General features: G+C 43.6%; 12 protein-coding genes. 5 read left to right on the forward strand and 7 right to left on the reverse strand.

What is annotated here, in order from left to right; all coding sequences use genetic code 11:
* Positions 1–50 precede the first annotated feature (50 nt).
* Complete coding sequence (locus BGP15_RS09675) at positions 51–1,298, forward strand: S41 family peptidase (protein WP_286769364.1); 1,248 nt, start codon at positions 51–53, stop codon at positions 1,296–1,298.
* A 141-nt stretch (positions 1,299–1,439) separates the two neighbouring features.
* Complete coding sequence (locus BGP15_RS09680; RefSeq protein WP_286769365.1) at positions 1,440–2,003, forward strand: biliverdin-producing heme oxygenase; 564 nt, start codon at positions 1,440–1,442, stop codon at positions 2,001–2,003.
* 466 nt (positions 2,004–2,469) lie between these two features.
* Here the strand turns inward: BGP15_RS09680 and BGP15_RS09685 are convergent, their stop codons facing one another.
* From BGP15_RS09685 to BGP15_RS09705, 5 genes are all read right to left on the reverse strand, one after another.
* Positions 2,470–3,474, reverse strand: coding sequence for a metallophosphoesterase (locus BGP15_RS09685; RefSeq protein WP_286769366.1), 1,005 nt, complete (start codon positions 3,472–3,474; stop codon positions 2,470–2,472).
* 9 nt (positions 3,475–3,483) lie between these two features.
* Positions 3,484–5,133 carry a RagB/SusD family nutrient uptake outer membrane protein gene (locus BGP15_RS09690; RefSeq protein WP_286769367.1) on the reverse strand — a complete coding sequence of 550 codons (1,650 nt, stop codon included), beginning with the start codon at positions 5,131–5,133 and terminating at the stop codon, positions 3,484–3,486.
* 94 nt (positions 5,134–5,227) lie between these two features.
* On the reverse strand, positions 5,228–8,266 hold the full coding sequence (locus tag BGP15_RS09695; protein WP_286769368.1) for a SusC/RagA family TonB-linked outer membrane protein: 3,039 nt from the start codon (positions 8,264–8,266) through the stop codon (positions 5,228–5,230).
* 5 nt (positions 8,267–8,271) lie between these two features.
* Complete coding sequence (locus BGP15_RS09700) at positions 8,272–9,330, reverse strand: FecR family protein (protein WP_286769369.1); 1,059 nt, start codon at positions 9,328–9,330, stop codon at positions 8,272–8,274.
* A gap of 83 nt (positions 9,331–9,413) precedes the next feature.
* On the reverse strand, positions 9,414–9,938 hold the full coding sequence (locus BGP15_RS09705; protein WP_286769370.1) for an RNA polymerase sigma factor: 525 nt from the start codon (positions 9,936–9,938) through the stop codon (positions 9,414–9,416).
* A 272-nt stretch (positions 9,939–10,210) separates the two neighbouring features.
* Here BGP15_RS09705 and BGP15_RS09710 point away from each other — a divergent pair, with 272 nt between their 5' ends.
* The 3 genes from BGP15_RS09710 (at position 10,211) to BGP15_RS09720 (ending at position 13,102) form a co-directional block, all read left to right on the forward strand.
* On the forward strand, positions 10,211–11,353 hold the full coding sequence (locus BGP15_RS09710; RefSeq protein WP_286769371.1) for a DUF4932 domain-containing protein: 1,143 nt from the start codon (positions 10,211–10,213) through the stop codon (positions 11,351–11,353).
* 144 nt (positions 11,354–11,497) lie between these two features.
* Complete coding sequence (locus BGP15_RS09715; RefSeq protein ID WP_286769372.1) at positions 11,498–12,556, forward strand: 3-oxoacyl-ACP synthase III family protein; 1,059 nt, start codon at positions 11,498–11,500, stop codon at positions 12,554–12,556.
* A 354-nt stretch (positions 12,557–12,910) separates the two neighbouring features.
* Positions 12,911–13,102 (forward strand): cold-shock protein, encoded by a 192-nt coding sequence (locus BGP15_RS09720; RefSeq protein WP_070566486.1) that lies wholly within the window; start codon positions 12,911–12,913, stop codon positions 13,100–13,102.
* A gap of 140 nt (positions 13,103–13,242) precedes the next feature.
* On the opposite strand, the gene BGP15_RS09725 is transcribed toward BGP15_RS09720, so the two are convergent.
* Positions 13,243–13,836 carry a TlpA family protein disulfide reductase gene (locus BGP15_RS09725; RefSeq protein ID WP_286769373.1) on the reverse strand — a complete coding sequence of 198 codons (594 nt, stop codon included), beginning with the start codon at positions 13,834–13,836 and terminating at the stop codon, positions 13,243–13,245.
* A 1,103-nt stretch (positions 13,837–14,939) separates the two neighbouring features.
* Positions 14,940–16,367: a phytoene desaturase family protein gene (locus tag BGP15_RS09730; RefSeq protein WP_286769374.1), complete on the reverse strand. Its 1,428-nt coding sequence runs from the start codon at positions 16,365–16,367 to the stop codon at positions 14,940–14,942.
* Position 16,368: the final 1 nt, after the last annotated feature.

A 16,368-nucleotide genomic window follows, 5' to 3' on the forward strand; every position in this document is an offset into this window, starting at 1 on the left:
TTTTGTAGCGAAGCTACTACAGACATAAGGAAAAAAATGCGCATCAAATCATGAGTCGAATCCGCCCAATAGTTGGTCTATTAGTTACAATAACTGCTATAACAGCTTGTCAGAACGGCAGTAAAACAACAACGCTGCCCGATGAATTTATTAGTCCAAAAACAGGAACAAAAAAAGAATTGACGCTCGACTCAATCTACCTATACGCCAAACAGCTATACCGCTGGCAGGAAGCTCTCCCTTCATATACTACTTTTGATCCGCGGACGAAATATGCACAGATAGACCCCGAACAAACGGCTTATGAGCGAGCACTTTTTGCCCTCAGCCAATACGCTTTGCACAAGAAAGATAGACCTTACGAATTGTCGACCATCCCCAATAAACCCAAATATTCATATTTGGAGCGTCGTCGTAACGACAAGAAAAGTAGTGGTCACATAGCCAGCATAGAAACACCCTACAGGTATGCTACACACCTGTCCTACTGGTCTGCGGGAAACAAACGGATTGCTTATGTTTACATCCCCTCTTTTCCCCAGCTCCAGACAGTGAAGGCCGAATTGGATCAACTTGCGGCCGAACTCGCACAGCAGCAAGTTACTCACTTAATCCTCGATCTACGACATAACGGTGGCGGTTATGTGGAAACGGCAGAATATTTAGCCAACCTCATTAGCCCAGCCAAACTGGATAAAAAAGTAATGTTCACCGAACAATTTCATCCGAATGTACAGCAAGGCAAAACAAAACTACTCCTCAACCAACCCTATCTGGATGCCAATGGCAACGTGGTCCAATACAAAGGACGGCCTGCTACCCTTGCCGATGTGGACTATAGTGAAAAGGCCAATACGCATTACTTTGTCAAAAAGGGCAATTTCAATTCTTTACAGCAGCTGTCATGCATTGTATCAGAACGCACGGCTTCGGCAAGTGAATTACTGATCAGCAGCTTCAAACCTTATATTCCGATCCGCCTTATTGGTCAGCAGACGTTTGGTAAACCCGTCGGCTTTTTTTCCATACGCGTAGGAGCTTTCGATATTTACCTAGCCTCATTCCTCATCCGGAATGCTGATGGATGGTCGGATTATTTTGATGGCATACCTGTAGACCTGCCTTTAGCTCCAGTCGAAAGCTCCCGCCATCCCGGAGATCCAAAGGAAGCCTGGCTTGCAGCAGCATTAAAAGATATTGTAGGAAACCTACGGATCAAAGCAGTTTCATCCACGACTTATTTTCCGACGCCGGTAGACGAAAATTTGCTACTGAAAACAAACTTTAGGTTAAAGTGAGCAACTTATTGAAGCTGGATTTTGTTATACTCCTATTTAAATTTAAACCACTTTTCATAGATGATAAAGCAGAAAACAGCATACATTTGTAGGAATAAATACGAATCTTTGTATAGAATCGTTATAAATAAAAACAAGAACATGTTAAGTCAACATATCAAAGAGCAAACGCACGCAGCTCACCAAAACGTAGAAGGAACGATCGTGCGCCAATTGAAAAATATTCGTTCAGAAGCAGATTACGCAGAAGTATTGAAAGGCTTCTATGCTTATTTCCGTGCTGTAGAAGATCGCATCGCTCCTTTTGTAACCGCAGAAGTATTGCCAGATTTGGCCGAACGCCGTAATTCATCGTACATTAAAAGCGACATCGAAGCTTTGGGTGGTAACGTAGACAACCTTCCAGAAGCAAACGCTCCAGCGGTAGCCAATGTACAGGAAGCACTTGCATCATTATATGTTTTGGAAGGTTCAATCATGGGCGGCCCATATATCGTGCAGATGCTCAATAAATATGGCGTTACCAAAGGAACTTCTTTCTTCGAAGGTTATGGCGAAAATAGCCGTGACATGTGGGCTGGTTTTACAACAGTATTGAACAAATATTCCGAAGATCCGGCAACTTATGATCGCGCAGTAGAGATTGCAAACCAAACTTTTTATAACTTTGGCGAAGTATTCACTCCTATTGCCAGTGCGAACTAAAATTGGAGTGTTCGTGTTTAATCCCATAAATGGAGCAAAAAGACAATAAATCTAAATGGCTTAAGCGTGCCGGAATTGGAGCATTTCTCTTCTTTCTGGTTAAAGGACTTGTATGGCTCGCTGTATTCTTTTTCGCAGCGAAGTCCTGCAGCATATCTATTTAACACAAAAAAAGAAGCATTCCTCTATCGCACAAAAAGTGCATCAGATGAGTGCATCTTTTTTAGCCCAGGCTAGCCTGTGTTTTTTTACCTCGAGCGCCAATGTCTTCGGGTTGTGTTCGTATTGTGTTCGGACCACCTTCGGAGCTCAACAATCTGGTGATCATTATTGACTAAATTCCGACCAGGTAATTCCTGTTCAGGGTCTGGACGATATCTGTTCAGCACCTGTACAATATCTGTATCGCATCCGAACAAGGTATGAAGCAAGTACGAATCTGCTCCATACCGCCTGCCCTCTTACCTTATACTTTTGTAACCACTGTCCGATACAGCTCCATCCCCTCATGGCTGATAACCTGGCAAGCTATTTCTTCGCTACTGATCGAGAAAGAGAAAAACCCGTATTGATCTTTCGCAAAACGACTATACGGCACATCGTTTTTTACAGGCGTTACCTCTGATCCTGCCCCAGAGATAAATTGATGAAACTTCTTACCCTCTACTTTTAAGTGCTGCAGCGAATGTTCATGTCCTGAAAGGTAGATATCTACTCGCCGTTTTTCAAAGATAGACTCCAAGACTTTTCGAACCGCCAGGGTGTCGTAATTCGTCGTACGCGGCCCCGCCGTATACAGGGGATGATGACCGACGACAATTTTCCAATGGGCATCCGAGTTTTCCAGTAGCTGATCTAGCCAGGCCAGCTGTTTCTCGGGTTGCTGTCCCGCAACATTTGGCCCATACTCGCTGTTACTGTAAAATTCAGGAATCATCGGATTAGTATCGATAAAGGCCATCAGTACTTTTTTTCCATCCTTAAGCGCAAATGTCTTACTGTAATAACGCGCCGGCATCTTCCAACGTCTGCTGATCGTACTATAACGTACCTGTGCATCGGGATCTGATTTATAATCGTGGTTTCCCAAAATGGGATACCAGTCCCATTGCAGCGAAAATGCGGTATAGATATTTTCAAACGAATAATGCCACAAGGGATCATGTTCACTGACCACTCCGGAAGGATAAAAATTATCACCGGTAGAAATGATAAAGTCATTGGGATGGTGATCTGCCCATTGGCCCATCTGCCGCGCTACAGCCAACTGATGGTCGGCACCATTACGTCCCCAGTCGCCTACAGCCATAAAATGGAGATCATAGGCATCTCTGGGTTTCAAAAGCTGTTGTATATCTTCGCTTTCAAGTTGCGTAGGTTTTGTCAGACCGAAACTACTGAGCGTAATTCCGCCCAGGCCGGCTGTAATCGCCGTGCCCAGGGAATTTTTCATAAAAGTTCTGCGTTTCATCAATAGATTTTAATAACCCGGATTCTGTTGCCAGTGGGTGTTTACATTTAATACAGTTGTTGGTACAGGGAAAATACGACGAAACTTCTCGCTCATGCCGGCAGGATACAGCGATCGGAATCCCCAGTTATCTTCAAATTTTCCGTAACGGATCAGGTCATTTCTACGCCAGGATTCATCAGCAAACTCACGTGCCCGCTCATCCAACACATCCTGCAGACTTGGGGCAGCCGTGAGCACAGGTGCATTAACATAGGCTCGGATCTGATTAACCAAAGATTGTGCGGTCTGACCATTGGTCGCGGTAGCACCACGGAGTATAGCCTCCGCTTTCATCAATAGGATATCGGCATAGCGAAATACAGGTACATCATTACTCTGATTACGCTGATTGGCTGATGTAACGGCTACGTCCATATAAAACTTAATGGATCTGAACCCCATCGAGCGCCCCTTTTGGTCGTTACCCACATTCAGCGTAGCCGCACCATCCGAACGCAACGTAATTTCTTTCCTGGTCTCCAGTTGCCAATCAAACTGCGCATCTGCATCCGCAGCATTATAATCCTGATCTATGCCGCGTTTGGAAGTTCTGATCAGAAAAGGTCGAGTCTTATCTTCTGTATAATTTGACCAATAATATTGCTTACCGCCGATGTATGAAGCATTCCTTTCGTCGCCTGCCAGATTAAATTTCTCCAAATAGCTCGGTAATACACGAAAAGTTCCCCCAACACTTTGAGGCAATGTGGCAAACTGATTTTGGGCACTTCGATGTATCCAAAAGCGCGAATAAGTCATACCCTGCTGTTTTTCACGATCATAGGGTATGGCAAATATAAAATCCTTTACCTGATAACCATTATCGGGGCGAAACTTGGCCATAAACTTGTGGCTTGTAAGATTAAACTGTCCTGAGGAAATAATCTGGTCGCACATCGCAACCACATCATTTAATTTTTCATTTTGTATACTTGGATTGTAATTGGCTACGTCCGTAGCCGTATAAACAGCCCAGTTGAGATACAACTTAGCCAGCAATGCTTCGGCCATATATTTCGTTGCTTTTCCATAGGTTGCTATAGAAACTGTAGTAGGTAGCAAATCCTTCACCGCAAGCAATTCGGACTCAATAAAACGGCAAATTTCAGCACGGCTTGAACGTGCAGGTACAGCATCAACAGGTCCTGTGATCAACGGGGCACCGCCAAAATTATCCATCAGTATAAAATAGTAATAAGCACGGATTGCGCGGGCAGGTGCAGTCAGCTTTTCTTTATCTTCCCCAAATAATGCAATGGCATTATTGGCTAAGGTGATTCCAGTGGAAGCATCGTTCCAGATACTTGGTAAGAGGCCATTGTCTGCATTCCAATTGTGCAGATGAAATTCGCGGTATCGACCGCCATCAAACCAGTCTGTCCCCATGGAAACACTCACTGCCTCATCTGCCGAGAGTGTTTGTACCATCCAATGATCGCGCCCCATTGCGCCACGATAGGCGGCATACACATCAGCAAGAATTGCCTCGGCTGCACGTTCCGAATCCGGAAATTCCGTAAGTTGTGATTTTATATCAACATCCAGATCGGTACAAGATCCCAGCGAAAAACTCAATGCCGATAAAGTAAATAAGCGAATAAATAGTGTTGGTTTCATATAAATTATTTCTTGTTCTATAGGCCATGTGGCATACTCCATTTATGTCAACAGGATTGTTTCGATAAGAAGTTTTCCATCCCACAGCGCCGTCTTATAAATTAAAATTAAGGCCAAACATAAACGTACGTGTACGTGGGTAGGTCTGGCGGTTATCGATCCCCGGTGTCAAGCCTCCCAAGCCCACCTCGGGATCAATGCCTTTATACTTCGTCAGCATAAACACGTTATTCATCGTTGCATATACCCTTAGGTTTTTAATCGGTATATTTTTCATCGGTATCGTATAGGCCAACGTAACATAAGCCAGGCGCAGGTAGCTTCCATTTTCCAGGTAACGATCCGATAGGTAATGTGCATTGATATCCGTCATGCGTTCGGTTTCCACGACGCTGGCAAGCACGTTTTTCTGCCCTGCATTACCGACAACGTTGGAATGACGCGCCCGGGTAGCGTTCATAATTTTCTGTCCAAAAGCACCTTGAAACATTCCGTTTAACGAAAAATTCTTATACGAAAAACTATTGTTCCAACCCAGTGTCAACTTGGGCTGTGGACTTCCCGTCACAGCCTGATCTTTCTTCTGTGGCGTTGTGGTTGTTTCGCCTGTACGCTCACCCGTTTTCTCATCTCGGGTATAGAATACCGACACACCTTCATCGTTGTAGCCTGCCCATTCCCAGGTATAGAACTGACCGATAGGCGCGCCAGGTGTTAGTCGTTGTTGAAAAATATTGGTCTGGCCAGCTCCCCCAAGATCCGACAATTCGATATAATCCTGCGTAAACTGCTCGTTAGCAATGCTCACCACCTTATTGGTATTGTGCGATAGCACCAGTCCGGTATTCCATTTGAAATCTTCTTTATCAATGGCCTTTGCATTTAGACTCAGTTCGATCCCCTTGTTCTCAATTTCACCGACATTGGCCGTCAGCGTTGGGTAAATATATTTCGATTTGCTTACCTGATAATCATAAATCAGGTCGCTTGTTTTCTTTTTATAGACCTCCAACGATCCTGTCAGGCGATTTTTCAAAAATCCGAAATCCAAGCCTAGATTAATCATGCTGGTGGTTTCCCATTTGAGGTTCGGGTTACTATTGCGAAGCACCATCAAAGTGCGCAATGGGCTTACCTGACCATCGGCACTGACATAATCGAAAAACTTGGATGAGGCACCGCGAACAGACTGCGCAGTAAAAGCATCAAAACCCAGCGAGTTGCCGCTCACACCATAACCTGCACGTAACTTCAAATCATCAAAAATTCCGCTTTCACGGATGAACGATTCCTCCGACAGGCGCCAAGCTGCAGAAACCGATGGAAAGGTCGCCCAACGATTGTTCGACCCAAAAGCCGAAGATCCATCACGTCTTACCGTCGCCTGTAGGAGATACTTGCTATTATAGGCATAATTCACACGGCCATAAACAGATATCATACGCAAGGTGGAAAGATAATAGTTCCCAAAGCCCAACAAATCAACGACATTCGCCATCCCAGGGTTATAGTAACTTAAATCATCGTTATAATAATCGGAAGTCGTCAATTGAAAGCCATCGTTATTGTTGTTCTCCTCCCATGAATAACCGGCCAGTGCAGCTACTTTGTGCTTTCCGGCAAATGTCTTTTCATAGCTCAGGTTCATTTCCATCACTTTGCGTTCATCTTCTACTGCGGCACGGATAGATTTGCCATTTTGGCCACGTGCAGCCATCGAAGACATCGCGTAGTATTGCGCGTTATTGAACTGCCTATTTTGCAACGAAAGGTCAATATTATAGGTCAGCCCCGGCAAGATCTCATAGCCCAGTTTGGCATGTGCCTGAAGAACCTTCGTTTTAGAAAAATTTGTATTCTCCTCAATTAAGGAAAGTGGATTGGCATATTGCGAACGGTCGGGTTTTTCAAACCATGAGCCATCGGCATTTCGGATCGGCGATACAGGCAGATAATAGTACATTGCATCATATACGCTGAGTCCTTGATCCAAAGCGAGCACATCATTCTGCTTGGTGATACTTGCGTTGATATTGAAAGATGCTGTCAACCGGTCATTAAGTGCCTTGGTCTGCAAAAATGCGCGAGCAATCTGACGCCCCATATCTGTACCTTTGATAACCCCATTGTTTTTGATGGTATTGAGACTAATGCTATACTGTGTTTTTTCTGCACCGCCAAGAATGGATATATTATGGTTGTTCGATACCCCTGTCCGCTCCACCGTTCTTTGCCAATCGGTATCTGCCCCCAGGTCGTCAGTTGGTTCCATCGAAAATCCATTGTCACTAACATAGGACCTATATTGCGCTGCATTCATCATCTCATAATGCTTAGCCACCTTATCGATCGCCAGATAACCGTTGTAATTGATGTTGGTCTGCCCTGATTTCCCACGCTTAGTTGTGACAATAATCACCCCATTGGCCGCTTTTGAGCCGTAAATTGCGGTCGCTGAGGCATCACGCAGTACGTCAATCGAGGCAATATCATCTGGCGCCACCAAGGCCAGGGATGCGCCCGGGACGCCGTCGATCACATAGTAGGGCTCCATCGCTTCACCACTACGCAAAGTTGAAGCTCCCCGAAGACTAACGGAAGGTGTAGCATTGGGATTGCTGTTATTGCTCGAAATTGTCAGGCCGGCAACTTTCCCCTGCAGCATCTGTGCTGGCGAAGTAAATACGCCAACGTTAGCATCTTCGGCTTTAATAGTGCTGATGGAACTCGTCAGATCCTTTCTGGATACACGGCCATAACCAATAACGACCTCATCCAGTTTAACTGCACTCTGCTGAAGCTTCACACTCAACGACAAAGGCTTTCTTGCTTCGACGACATAACCCGATAAGGTATCGGACTGAAATCCTACAGCCGAAAACACAAATTGATAGCCTGCATGTTCTACTAAACTCTGAAAATGGAATAGTCCCTGGCTATTCGTACTGGTCGTCACAGTTGGACCTCCATTGACCTGAATTGCCTTAACGCTGACACCAGGGAGAAACTCGCCCTTTTCATTTTGTACAGCTCCCTTCACTTGTTGCTGCTGCGCATGTACGTTGGTAAGTCCAGCGGAAAGCAACGCAAAAATAAGCAGGTTCTTTTTTTGTGGATTTTTCTTGTTGAGCATATCTGTTAGTTGTTTAGATGTTCGGTAATTGTATTTTCCTGTTTGTAAAGCGTATAGCTGCCATCGGCATTGGCGACAAAGCGCAATTCATTGATCAGGCAGATTGTAGTCAAGATATCTTTCAATGAATCGTGATGCACATCGATCTCACCTGTATAATGAATAGCAGCAATTCCCTTGTCACCCAAATGGATCTGTTTTTTAAATGCTGTTTCCAACGCCTGTAGCACAGCTGGCATTGGTGTATTTTTCAGCTTTAACAGTGCTGGGGCCGATAGACCTGGCATGCTCAAGGTCTTTTCTTTATTGACAACATCAATTGTTGTTGCCCCTCGTGCATCAACTGTCAGTTTTTGACCTGGGTCAGCTAAAAAGACCTGTTTGAAACCGTTTGTTAGCGAGGATACAAGCACCTTACCGGTATGTAATGCCACAGACACGGCTTTATGCTTCAATTTGGTATTAATCGTAAAGGATGTACCAAGCGCTGTTGTTTTGGTTCCGCTGGCAAGCACTGAAAATGGACGCTTCGGGTCCGAAGCGACATCAAAGTAAGCTTTCCCCGTAAGTTCTATATCACGGGCATTGTCAACAAAATTTTTCACATAGCGAATATGACTTTGAGCGAACAAGCGTACATGTGATCCATCGGGTAGATCCAGGATTATACTGCGGGGATTTTTATTTTCTATTGAGGTCCAGACGGTATCTTTATGTTCGATAACAGGCTTAGCTGCGGACCGCAGAGCATTCGGCTGTACAACCGAATCTTTCGTCCACCAGGTAATAAAATGAAAGGAAAAGAAAAGGAGAACTGCAGCTGCGGCACTGTAACGCAGTAATTTTACCAACCGATACCGACGTAATTCCTTGCGATCCTGCGCTTTTTCCTGATTTTGAATGGCAGTATGGATAAACGTTTTCATCGTTTCCGTAGGCACAGGCTCCTCCATTGCCGTACCATCAAATTTTCCCCAGTCTTCGTCCTTGAAAAGTTCGTCCACGAGGAAGGGCATTTTCCAGATCTTCTTTTTGATCTGATGCTGCTTTTTATCATGCTTCATACTCCTATTACGCAGGCCAGCACGACATCCCTTAGTTCTTAACAATTATTTAATAAGGGGCGTCAATCCTTAACATAAAGGACTTATAGCATGATTGAATAAAGATGTTGTTTGAGCTGTAGAAGTGCTTTACTGATATGCTGTTCTACGGTTTTTGTCGAAATGGAAAAATGAGCAGCAATCTCTTTATGGGAAAGACCTTCTTTACGGCTCAGTTCAAAGACCTTCCGACGCATCGTCGGCATATTTTGGATATCTTTTTCCATCATACGCAAGAGGTCTTTATTTTCAATTGCCTTGATCAGACTATCGGTAAAAGGTGTCGCCGCTGTCTGCCCCTCATATTTGAAACGTGTCGCCTCCTTGCGCAGCAGATCGATCATGACTTGCCGCGCCATACCAAAAAGCTGCAACAGAATACTGAGCTGCTCGTCGAGCTTCTCTCTTTGGTTCCAGAGTTTGATAAAGGTCAGCTGCGTTACCTCCTCAGCAATATAATCCGATTGCGTACGCTTGAGTACGAAACCGTAAATCTGTCGATGGTACTTTTCGTATACGAGATTGAAGCTTTTCTGACTGGAAGATTTGATAGGCTGAATGTGTTTCATTGCGCTGTCAAAAATAAAAGCACAAGGTTTCCTCAGTATTAAGTTAAGATCAATATTAAATTAAACAAATTGAATATATAACCTCTTCAAATAGCAGAATTCATTCCTTATTGTACAAATTTTATTATAAAACAAGCAGAAATCTCCCTATAATTGCAGTCGGGAATATTTCATTTCGTAGTGAAATCCCCATTCAGACATGACAATTAACAGTAAAAACGTTACGTTATCACCAACATGTCCTATCAATAATTATATGAACTAACGATACGATGAAAAGAAAACTCCTTTTTATTCTAATATGCTTTGGCTTAATGGCCAGCCGAGCCATGTGTCAAGAAAAAGACGTCGATTTTAGCAAAGCCTATATTGCCCAAAACGATGGCAAGACAACTGTTGAAATCAATGAGGCGCAGGAACTCATCTATATTATCTTTGCGATAACCGACTTTGGTAAGGAAAACCCAAACATGACCAAGCAGAATACAGCGTATTTTGAGGAGGTCAAAACGCATTTTACCCCATTTTCCAATTTGCCTATCGTAAAGAAATTTGATCAGAAGCTGCGAGAGAATCTAACCAACTATTTCCTCTTAGCGGCCAATGTATATGGCTTTAAATTTAAAAACGATCAATTAGTACCTACCAACATCTATATTTTTCCAGCGAGAGGAGTGGGAAATTATCAGGTCAAATCAAATCCTATCCCCGGCTACAAAAACGACCTGGAAGAATTTGCCAGACAGAGTGGATACCGGGCATTCTACAAAGCGCATCAAGCCTATTACGACAGCCTTCGTACAGCATATCAGGAGTATGCTTCCATTGCCGAGCAGAAAGAATGGTTAGAACATAAATTCGATTATACAATCAATAGCTACCGTGTATTGACCTCCCCCCTGATTGCCGGAATGAATGCGACCCACACCTTCAAGTACAAAGGTTTCAAAGAAATTTTGCTTTTTTTACCAACCCTTCGCGAAGATGAATCCTGGAGCCCCAAATTCAAAAAAGCCTTCAATACACGCATCATTTTCACAGAGATAGACCACAACTACGTAGGTCCATTGAGCGAAAAAAACAAAAAACAGATTGATGCAATTTTCAATAACAGGGAAGTATGGGTAGATTCAGCGAACAAAAGTACGGTTCATTATCCGACTCCGGTAAAAGTATTCGATGAATATTTAACCTGGGGACTTTTCATTTTATATTGTTACGACAAGTTTGGAGAAGATCACGATCTTTTTGGACAGATAGTTGAAAACGTCAACGATATGATGGTCAATAAGAAAGGTTTTCCCAAAGCAGATGAATTTAACGCCGAATTGTTTCGCCTTTATAAGGACAACAACCCGAAAGATATTCAGGGCTTATACAAACCACTGCTGGACTGGTGCGAGAAAGAAAATTAACGCTATCCCAATAATATTTAGTAAATTAAAGCTGAGAAGGAAATAGGCCGCCAAAAATGTGAATGTATACGACCATAAGGATTCAGCATAGCATAAGGGGATGATCGTCGAAATATATTTAAACACAATACGCACGGAGAAACAATGATGAATATTAGAATTATCGGTTCTGGCAGTTATATTCCACCCCATAAAATAACCAATGCAGATTTTGCCGATCATCTTTTTTTGGATGAAAATGGCCAGCCATTTAAACAACCGGCTTCTGTCATAGAAAAATTTAAAGCAATCACCGGCATTGAGGAACGTCGCTACGCCGACGCTGACCAGGTGGCTTCAGACCTTGCTTTTCGAGCTGGTCAACTTGCCATTGAAAACGCAGGCATAGCTGCCGAAACCTTGGACTATATTATTGTTGCGCATAATTATGGCGATGTGCCATCCGGCAAAATCCAATCGGATACTGTACCAAGTTTAGCGAGCAGAGTGAAGAAAAAGTTAGGGATCAGCAATCCCAAATGTGTGGCTTATGATTTACTATTTGGCTGTCCCGGCTGGAACGAAGGCGTATTGCATGCCAACGCTTTCATTAAATCGGGTATGGCAAAGCGCTGTATGGTCATTGGCGCAGAAACGCTTTCCCGTGTGATAGATCCTTTTGACCGGGATTCGATGATTTATGCGGATGGCGCCGGCGCTGTCGTCGTCGAAGGCAGCACCACAGAACAAGGGCTCCTATCCTATGAAAGCGCAACTTATGCGCTTGAGGAAGCTGAATATCTCAATTTCGGACGCTCGTATCATCAAGAGCAGGATCCTGATATCCGGTATATCAAAATGAAAGGACGTAAAATCTATGAATTTGCCCTCAGCAAAGTTCCCTTAGCCATGCAAGCCTGCCTCCAAAAAGCAGATCTCGATATCACAGCAATCAAAAAAATACTGATCCACCAAGCCAACGAGAAGATGGACGAAGCCATTCTCATGAGATTCTATGCCCTATACGATACAGTTCCGCCCCCCGACATTATGCCGATGACCATCCATACCCTAGGAAATAGTAGTGTGGCTACCATTCCTACGCTCTATGATCTTATTTCGCGTGGTCAGATAGACAACCAATCCTTGCACGAAGGCGATATTATTCTATTTGCATCTGTTGGTGCGGGCATGAATATCAATGCTTTTGTCTATCGCGTATAGCTTTGCCGGGGCGATAGACCCCGCTCGTATATCGCAAGTTTTAAGCGTGATAAGAATTTATTTTATATAAAAAAAATAAAACACTGTATATATCAATAATTTATACTTAAATTTGGATTATAATCGGCTCCGCCTTTGCTTATCTGAAATCGTCAAGTTTTACTTACTGCTCAGTTTTCGCATTTTCAGAAGCTTTTTTGTTAGCAAAACGGAGGTAAAGACCTTTTTGGACTTGAGTCAATCCAAGATCATTAAAATCAGATCCCATTTCTTGCAAAAAATCGATTAACTATTGTTCATATTCATTTATCACAATAGTGTAGTACAGATTACTTTAATATAATTTATAAAACAATGCAAGAAGGAACTATTAAATTCTTCAACCAAACAAAAGGTTTTGGTTTTATCACGCCTGCGGGTGGTGGAGACGACATTTTCGTACACGTATCTGGTTTAATCAACGAAGTACGCGAAAATGACAGCGTAACATTTGATGTAGAAAATGGTAAAAAAGGCGTTAATGCAGTTAACGTACGTATCGCATAATTAAGTAAACACACAAGAAGATAATTTATTTATCTTCTTGCGAAGTGTAACGGGCAACCGTTACACTTTTTTTTATTCATTTTTTACCCAAGTACCGACTAAAAATCGGAGAATTTATCGATCTGGGTTGCTGAAGACTTTTACAATCCAGCCAACATCACTTCTTCCTGCCGCAGAAAATAGGGACTGCTATCTTTGAATCTCCCACGCTTCCGCGAATACTTTTTGATGAGACCAGAAACGACATCATCGGTTAGCTCATGCCCCTCCAACGTAGGAAAACCCTCCCAACGCACAATTCCCTCAGGATCCACTAGAATGCAATGTGGTATTCCCTGAACTTCGAGCTGTTTCTTCAACTTCGCTTTCGTATCAATCGCTGAAAAATAATCAATTTTAATCTCCTTCGCCTTTTTAATGACCGCTGCTTTTTCATCCGAAAGGCCAATGATCACAAGTTTATCACCATACTTCTTATGCCACTCGTTGAGTTCGGGAATAACTTTCCTGCAGGGTCCACACCAGGTGGCCCAAAAATCAATGAGGATAAATTTACCCTTTGTATCCGGCACATCAGTCAGCCATTGTTCCACCTCCAGTTTTGGCGCTTGTTGATTCAAAATTGATTTTGCCCACAATTTCTTATTGTTGTTGCTTTCTTGCGCATGACCGATTACATGGATCAGACAGAGCGCAAATAGAAAGAAAGCTTTTGGAATAAAGTTCATGTTCATAAAACAGCTTATTTAGTTCCCCTAATTTATGCATTTTTTTCCACAATCATTTGATCGTTTCATCCTACGCAACAATTTCCAAAAGATACATTAGTCGTCCTTATTAACCAAAACACCACCTATACCTTTAATCAATATAAAAACCACAATACGCTGTATATAAGCAATTAGAATATATGCATAAAATAACACCACTGCAAATTATTTGCTGTACGGCTCATATTTTTTGTAATGGAACTATATGTATATCCCCTATCAAATAATAACGTGACCTGGACATCCAACCACGAAAACAATACCCTAATCCACTTTATCAAAAGCTAAATTAAGGTGTTCAGTATACAAAAAACCAACAGGCCCCGTCCTTTTGCCTATCTGCCAAGATAAAGTACGAGTTCACTGCATTCTTTCCTTGGAAAATGTAGGGCAACCCTATTAAAGAAACACATCTTTCTGAAATCGAAGCAGTCCTGTAAAGCCAACAGCGAGTTGAAATAGGCATCTGCCAAACTGACATAACGCCAAAATAATATAAACATAATCCTATATCAATAAGCTACTTAAATAGTTCAATATAAACAGATAGTTACAAATTAATCTCTTTATAGCACATCAACTTCGCCCATTGAGTACCATCCGTCAGCGGTTCGCCCTGCGATGCACGATGAACTCTTCCCTGGCCTGTTTTAAAGTTTCCCTTTTTTGCATCATGCGCGCTAGGCATTTCATTGACTCAGTAGCCCAACTTATCCTGGGCAAAATGCTTTTCCTACATTTATGCCTGCCGTACGTACTACATTATTTCTCCATTTCTTATTAGCTATAAAAAAGCAACATCGAAGCGGGTATTGCCATCATAAGTATTGAAGTAGGACATTGAATGCTTATTATTTAAGAGGGGACATACAAAAGGCCAAGAAAGTATCTTGGCCTGATGCAACATATTATTTGGGGTGTTTTCTAGCCCTATACAGCAAAAATACTGCCGAAATTTAAACCGGCCCCTTATTTTATTTTTAGACTAGACATGATATGGTACGGTGATCTATAAAATAGCAATTTTGCTTCAATCTAATGACAGCAAAAGATTAAATCGGCGCCGTTTACAGTACTAAACCAAAATGTTCTTTGAGCGCCGTACGTGCGGCATGATAACCACACATGCCATGCACCCCACCTCCAGGAGGGGTCGACGATGAACAGAGATAAATCGAGTCGACCGAGGTACGGTACGGGTTTAGGGCCAATATAGGTCTACTGTACAGCTGTGAAATATCCATAATCCCACCATTGATATCACCACCGATGTAATTGGGATTGTACGACTCGAGTGCTGCAGGAGAAAAGGTATGCTTGGCCAGAATAGTTTCTTTAAAGCCCGGTGCAAAGCGCTCGATCTGATTTTCAATCGCTTCGGTATAATCGACCCTACTTCCATTGGGGACATGACAGTATGCCCATCCCGTATGTTTTCCATCGGGAGCACGGCTGGAATCAAATGCACTCTGCTGTGCAAACAACACAAAAGGCTTGTCCACTTGCTTTCCAAGATGGCTTAGCCGCTCGTTCTCGGCAATTTCTGCATAGGTATTGCCCAAGTGCACGGTAGCCGCCTGCTGACAGCGCCGGTCTTTAAAGGGCGTCTTTTCTGACAATGCCCAGTCAACTTTAAATACCCCCATTCCCTGCCGAAAGCCTTCAAGGCGCCTGCGGTAAGCGCTACCCAGTTCTATTCCTTTAAAGGCTAGCAACTGCCGCGGCGTGATATCGCAGAGCAGGACTTTATGGGAGGGCAGATCGCGAACGTCCTCTACCCAAAAGCCCGTTTGGATCTCCCCGCCCAAGGATTTATAATAGCTTAATAAAGCATCGGCAATGGATTGCGAGCCTCCTATTGGGATCTGCCAGCCATATGTGTTACCTACCGCAGCGAGCACAATAGCAATAGCGGAAGTTGTCCAGTTGCTTAGCGGCTGAATTCCATGGGCCGCCATGCCGGCCCATAATGCCTTAGCCTGTGCACTGGCAAAACGCTTTGCCGTCCAACTTGCCGGCTGAAGCGCATCCAGACCAAAGGAAGCCAACCGTAACGGATGCTTCGGCAAGGATAGTGGCCCCATAATATCGGCAGCAAGGTCTTCCCAATGTGTCGCGACCTTTTCCACCAGCTTGCGATAGCTTTCGCCATCTGGCCCCAAGCCTTTTATGGTTTCGGCAAGACTATGGTAAAGAATTCCCGTTTCCCCATTGTCCAGTGGGTGTGCCGCCGCATATGTCGGCTTCACAAACGATAGCCCAAAAGCTTCCAAAGGCAACTTCCTGAAAAATGGCGAAGCCATGGCCATGGGATGGATCGCCGAACAAACATCATGTCGGAAGCCCGGAAGTGTAAGTTCCTTGGTCCGCATCCCCCCACCGACCGTATCGGCACCTTCAATCAGCAGGGTGCTGAGCCCCTGTTGCTGAAAGGTAATGGCTGCCGCCAGTCCGTTCGGTCCCGAGCCAATAATAATTGCGTCAAATCTTCGCATG

This window comes from Sphingobacterium sp. 40-24 (assembly GCF_001899705.1).
Lineage (GTDB): Bacteria > Bacteroidota > Bacteroidia > Sphingobacteriales > Sphingobacteriaceae > Sphingobacterium > Sphingobacterium multivorum.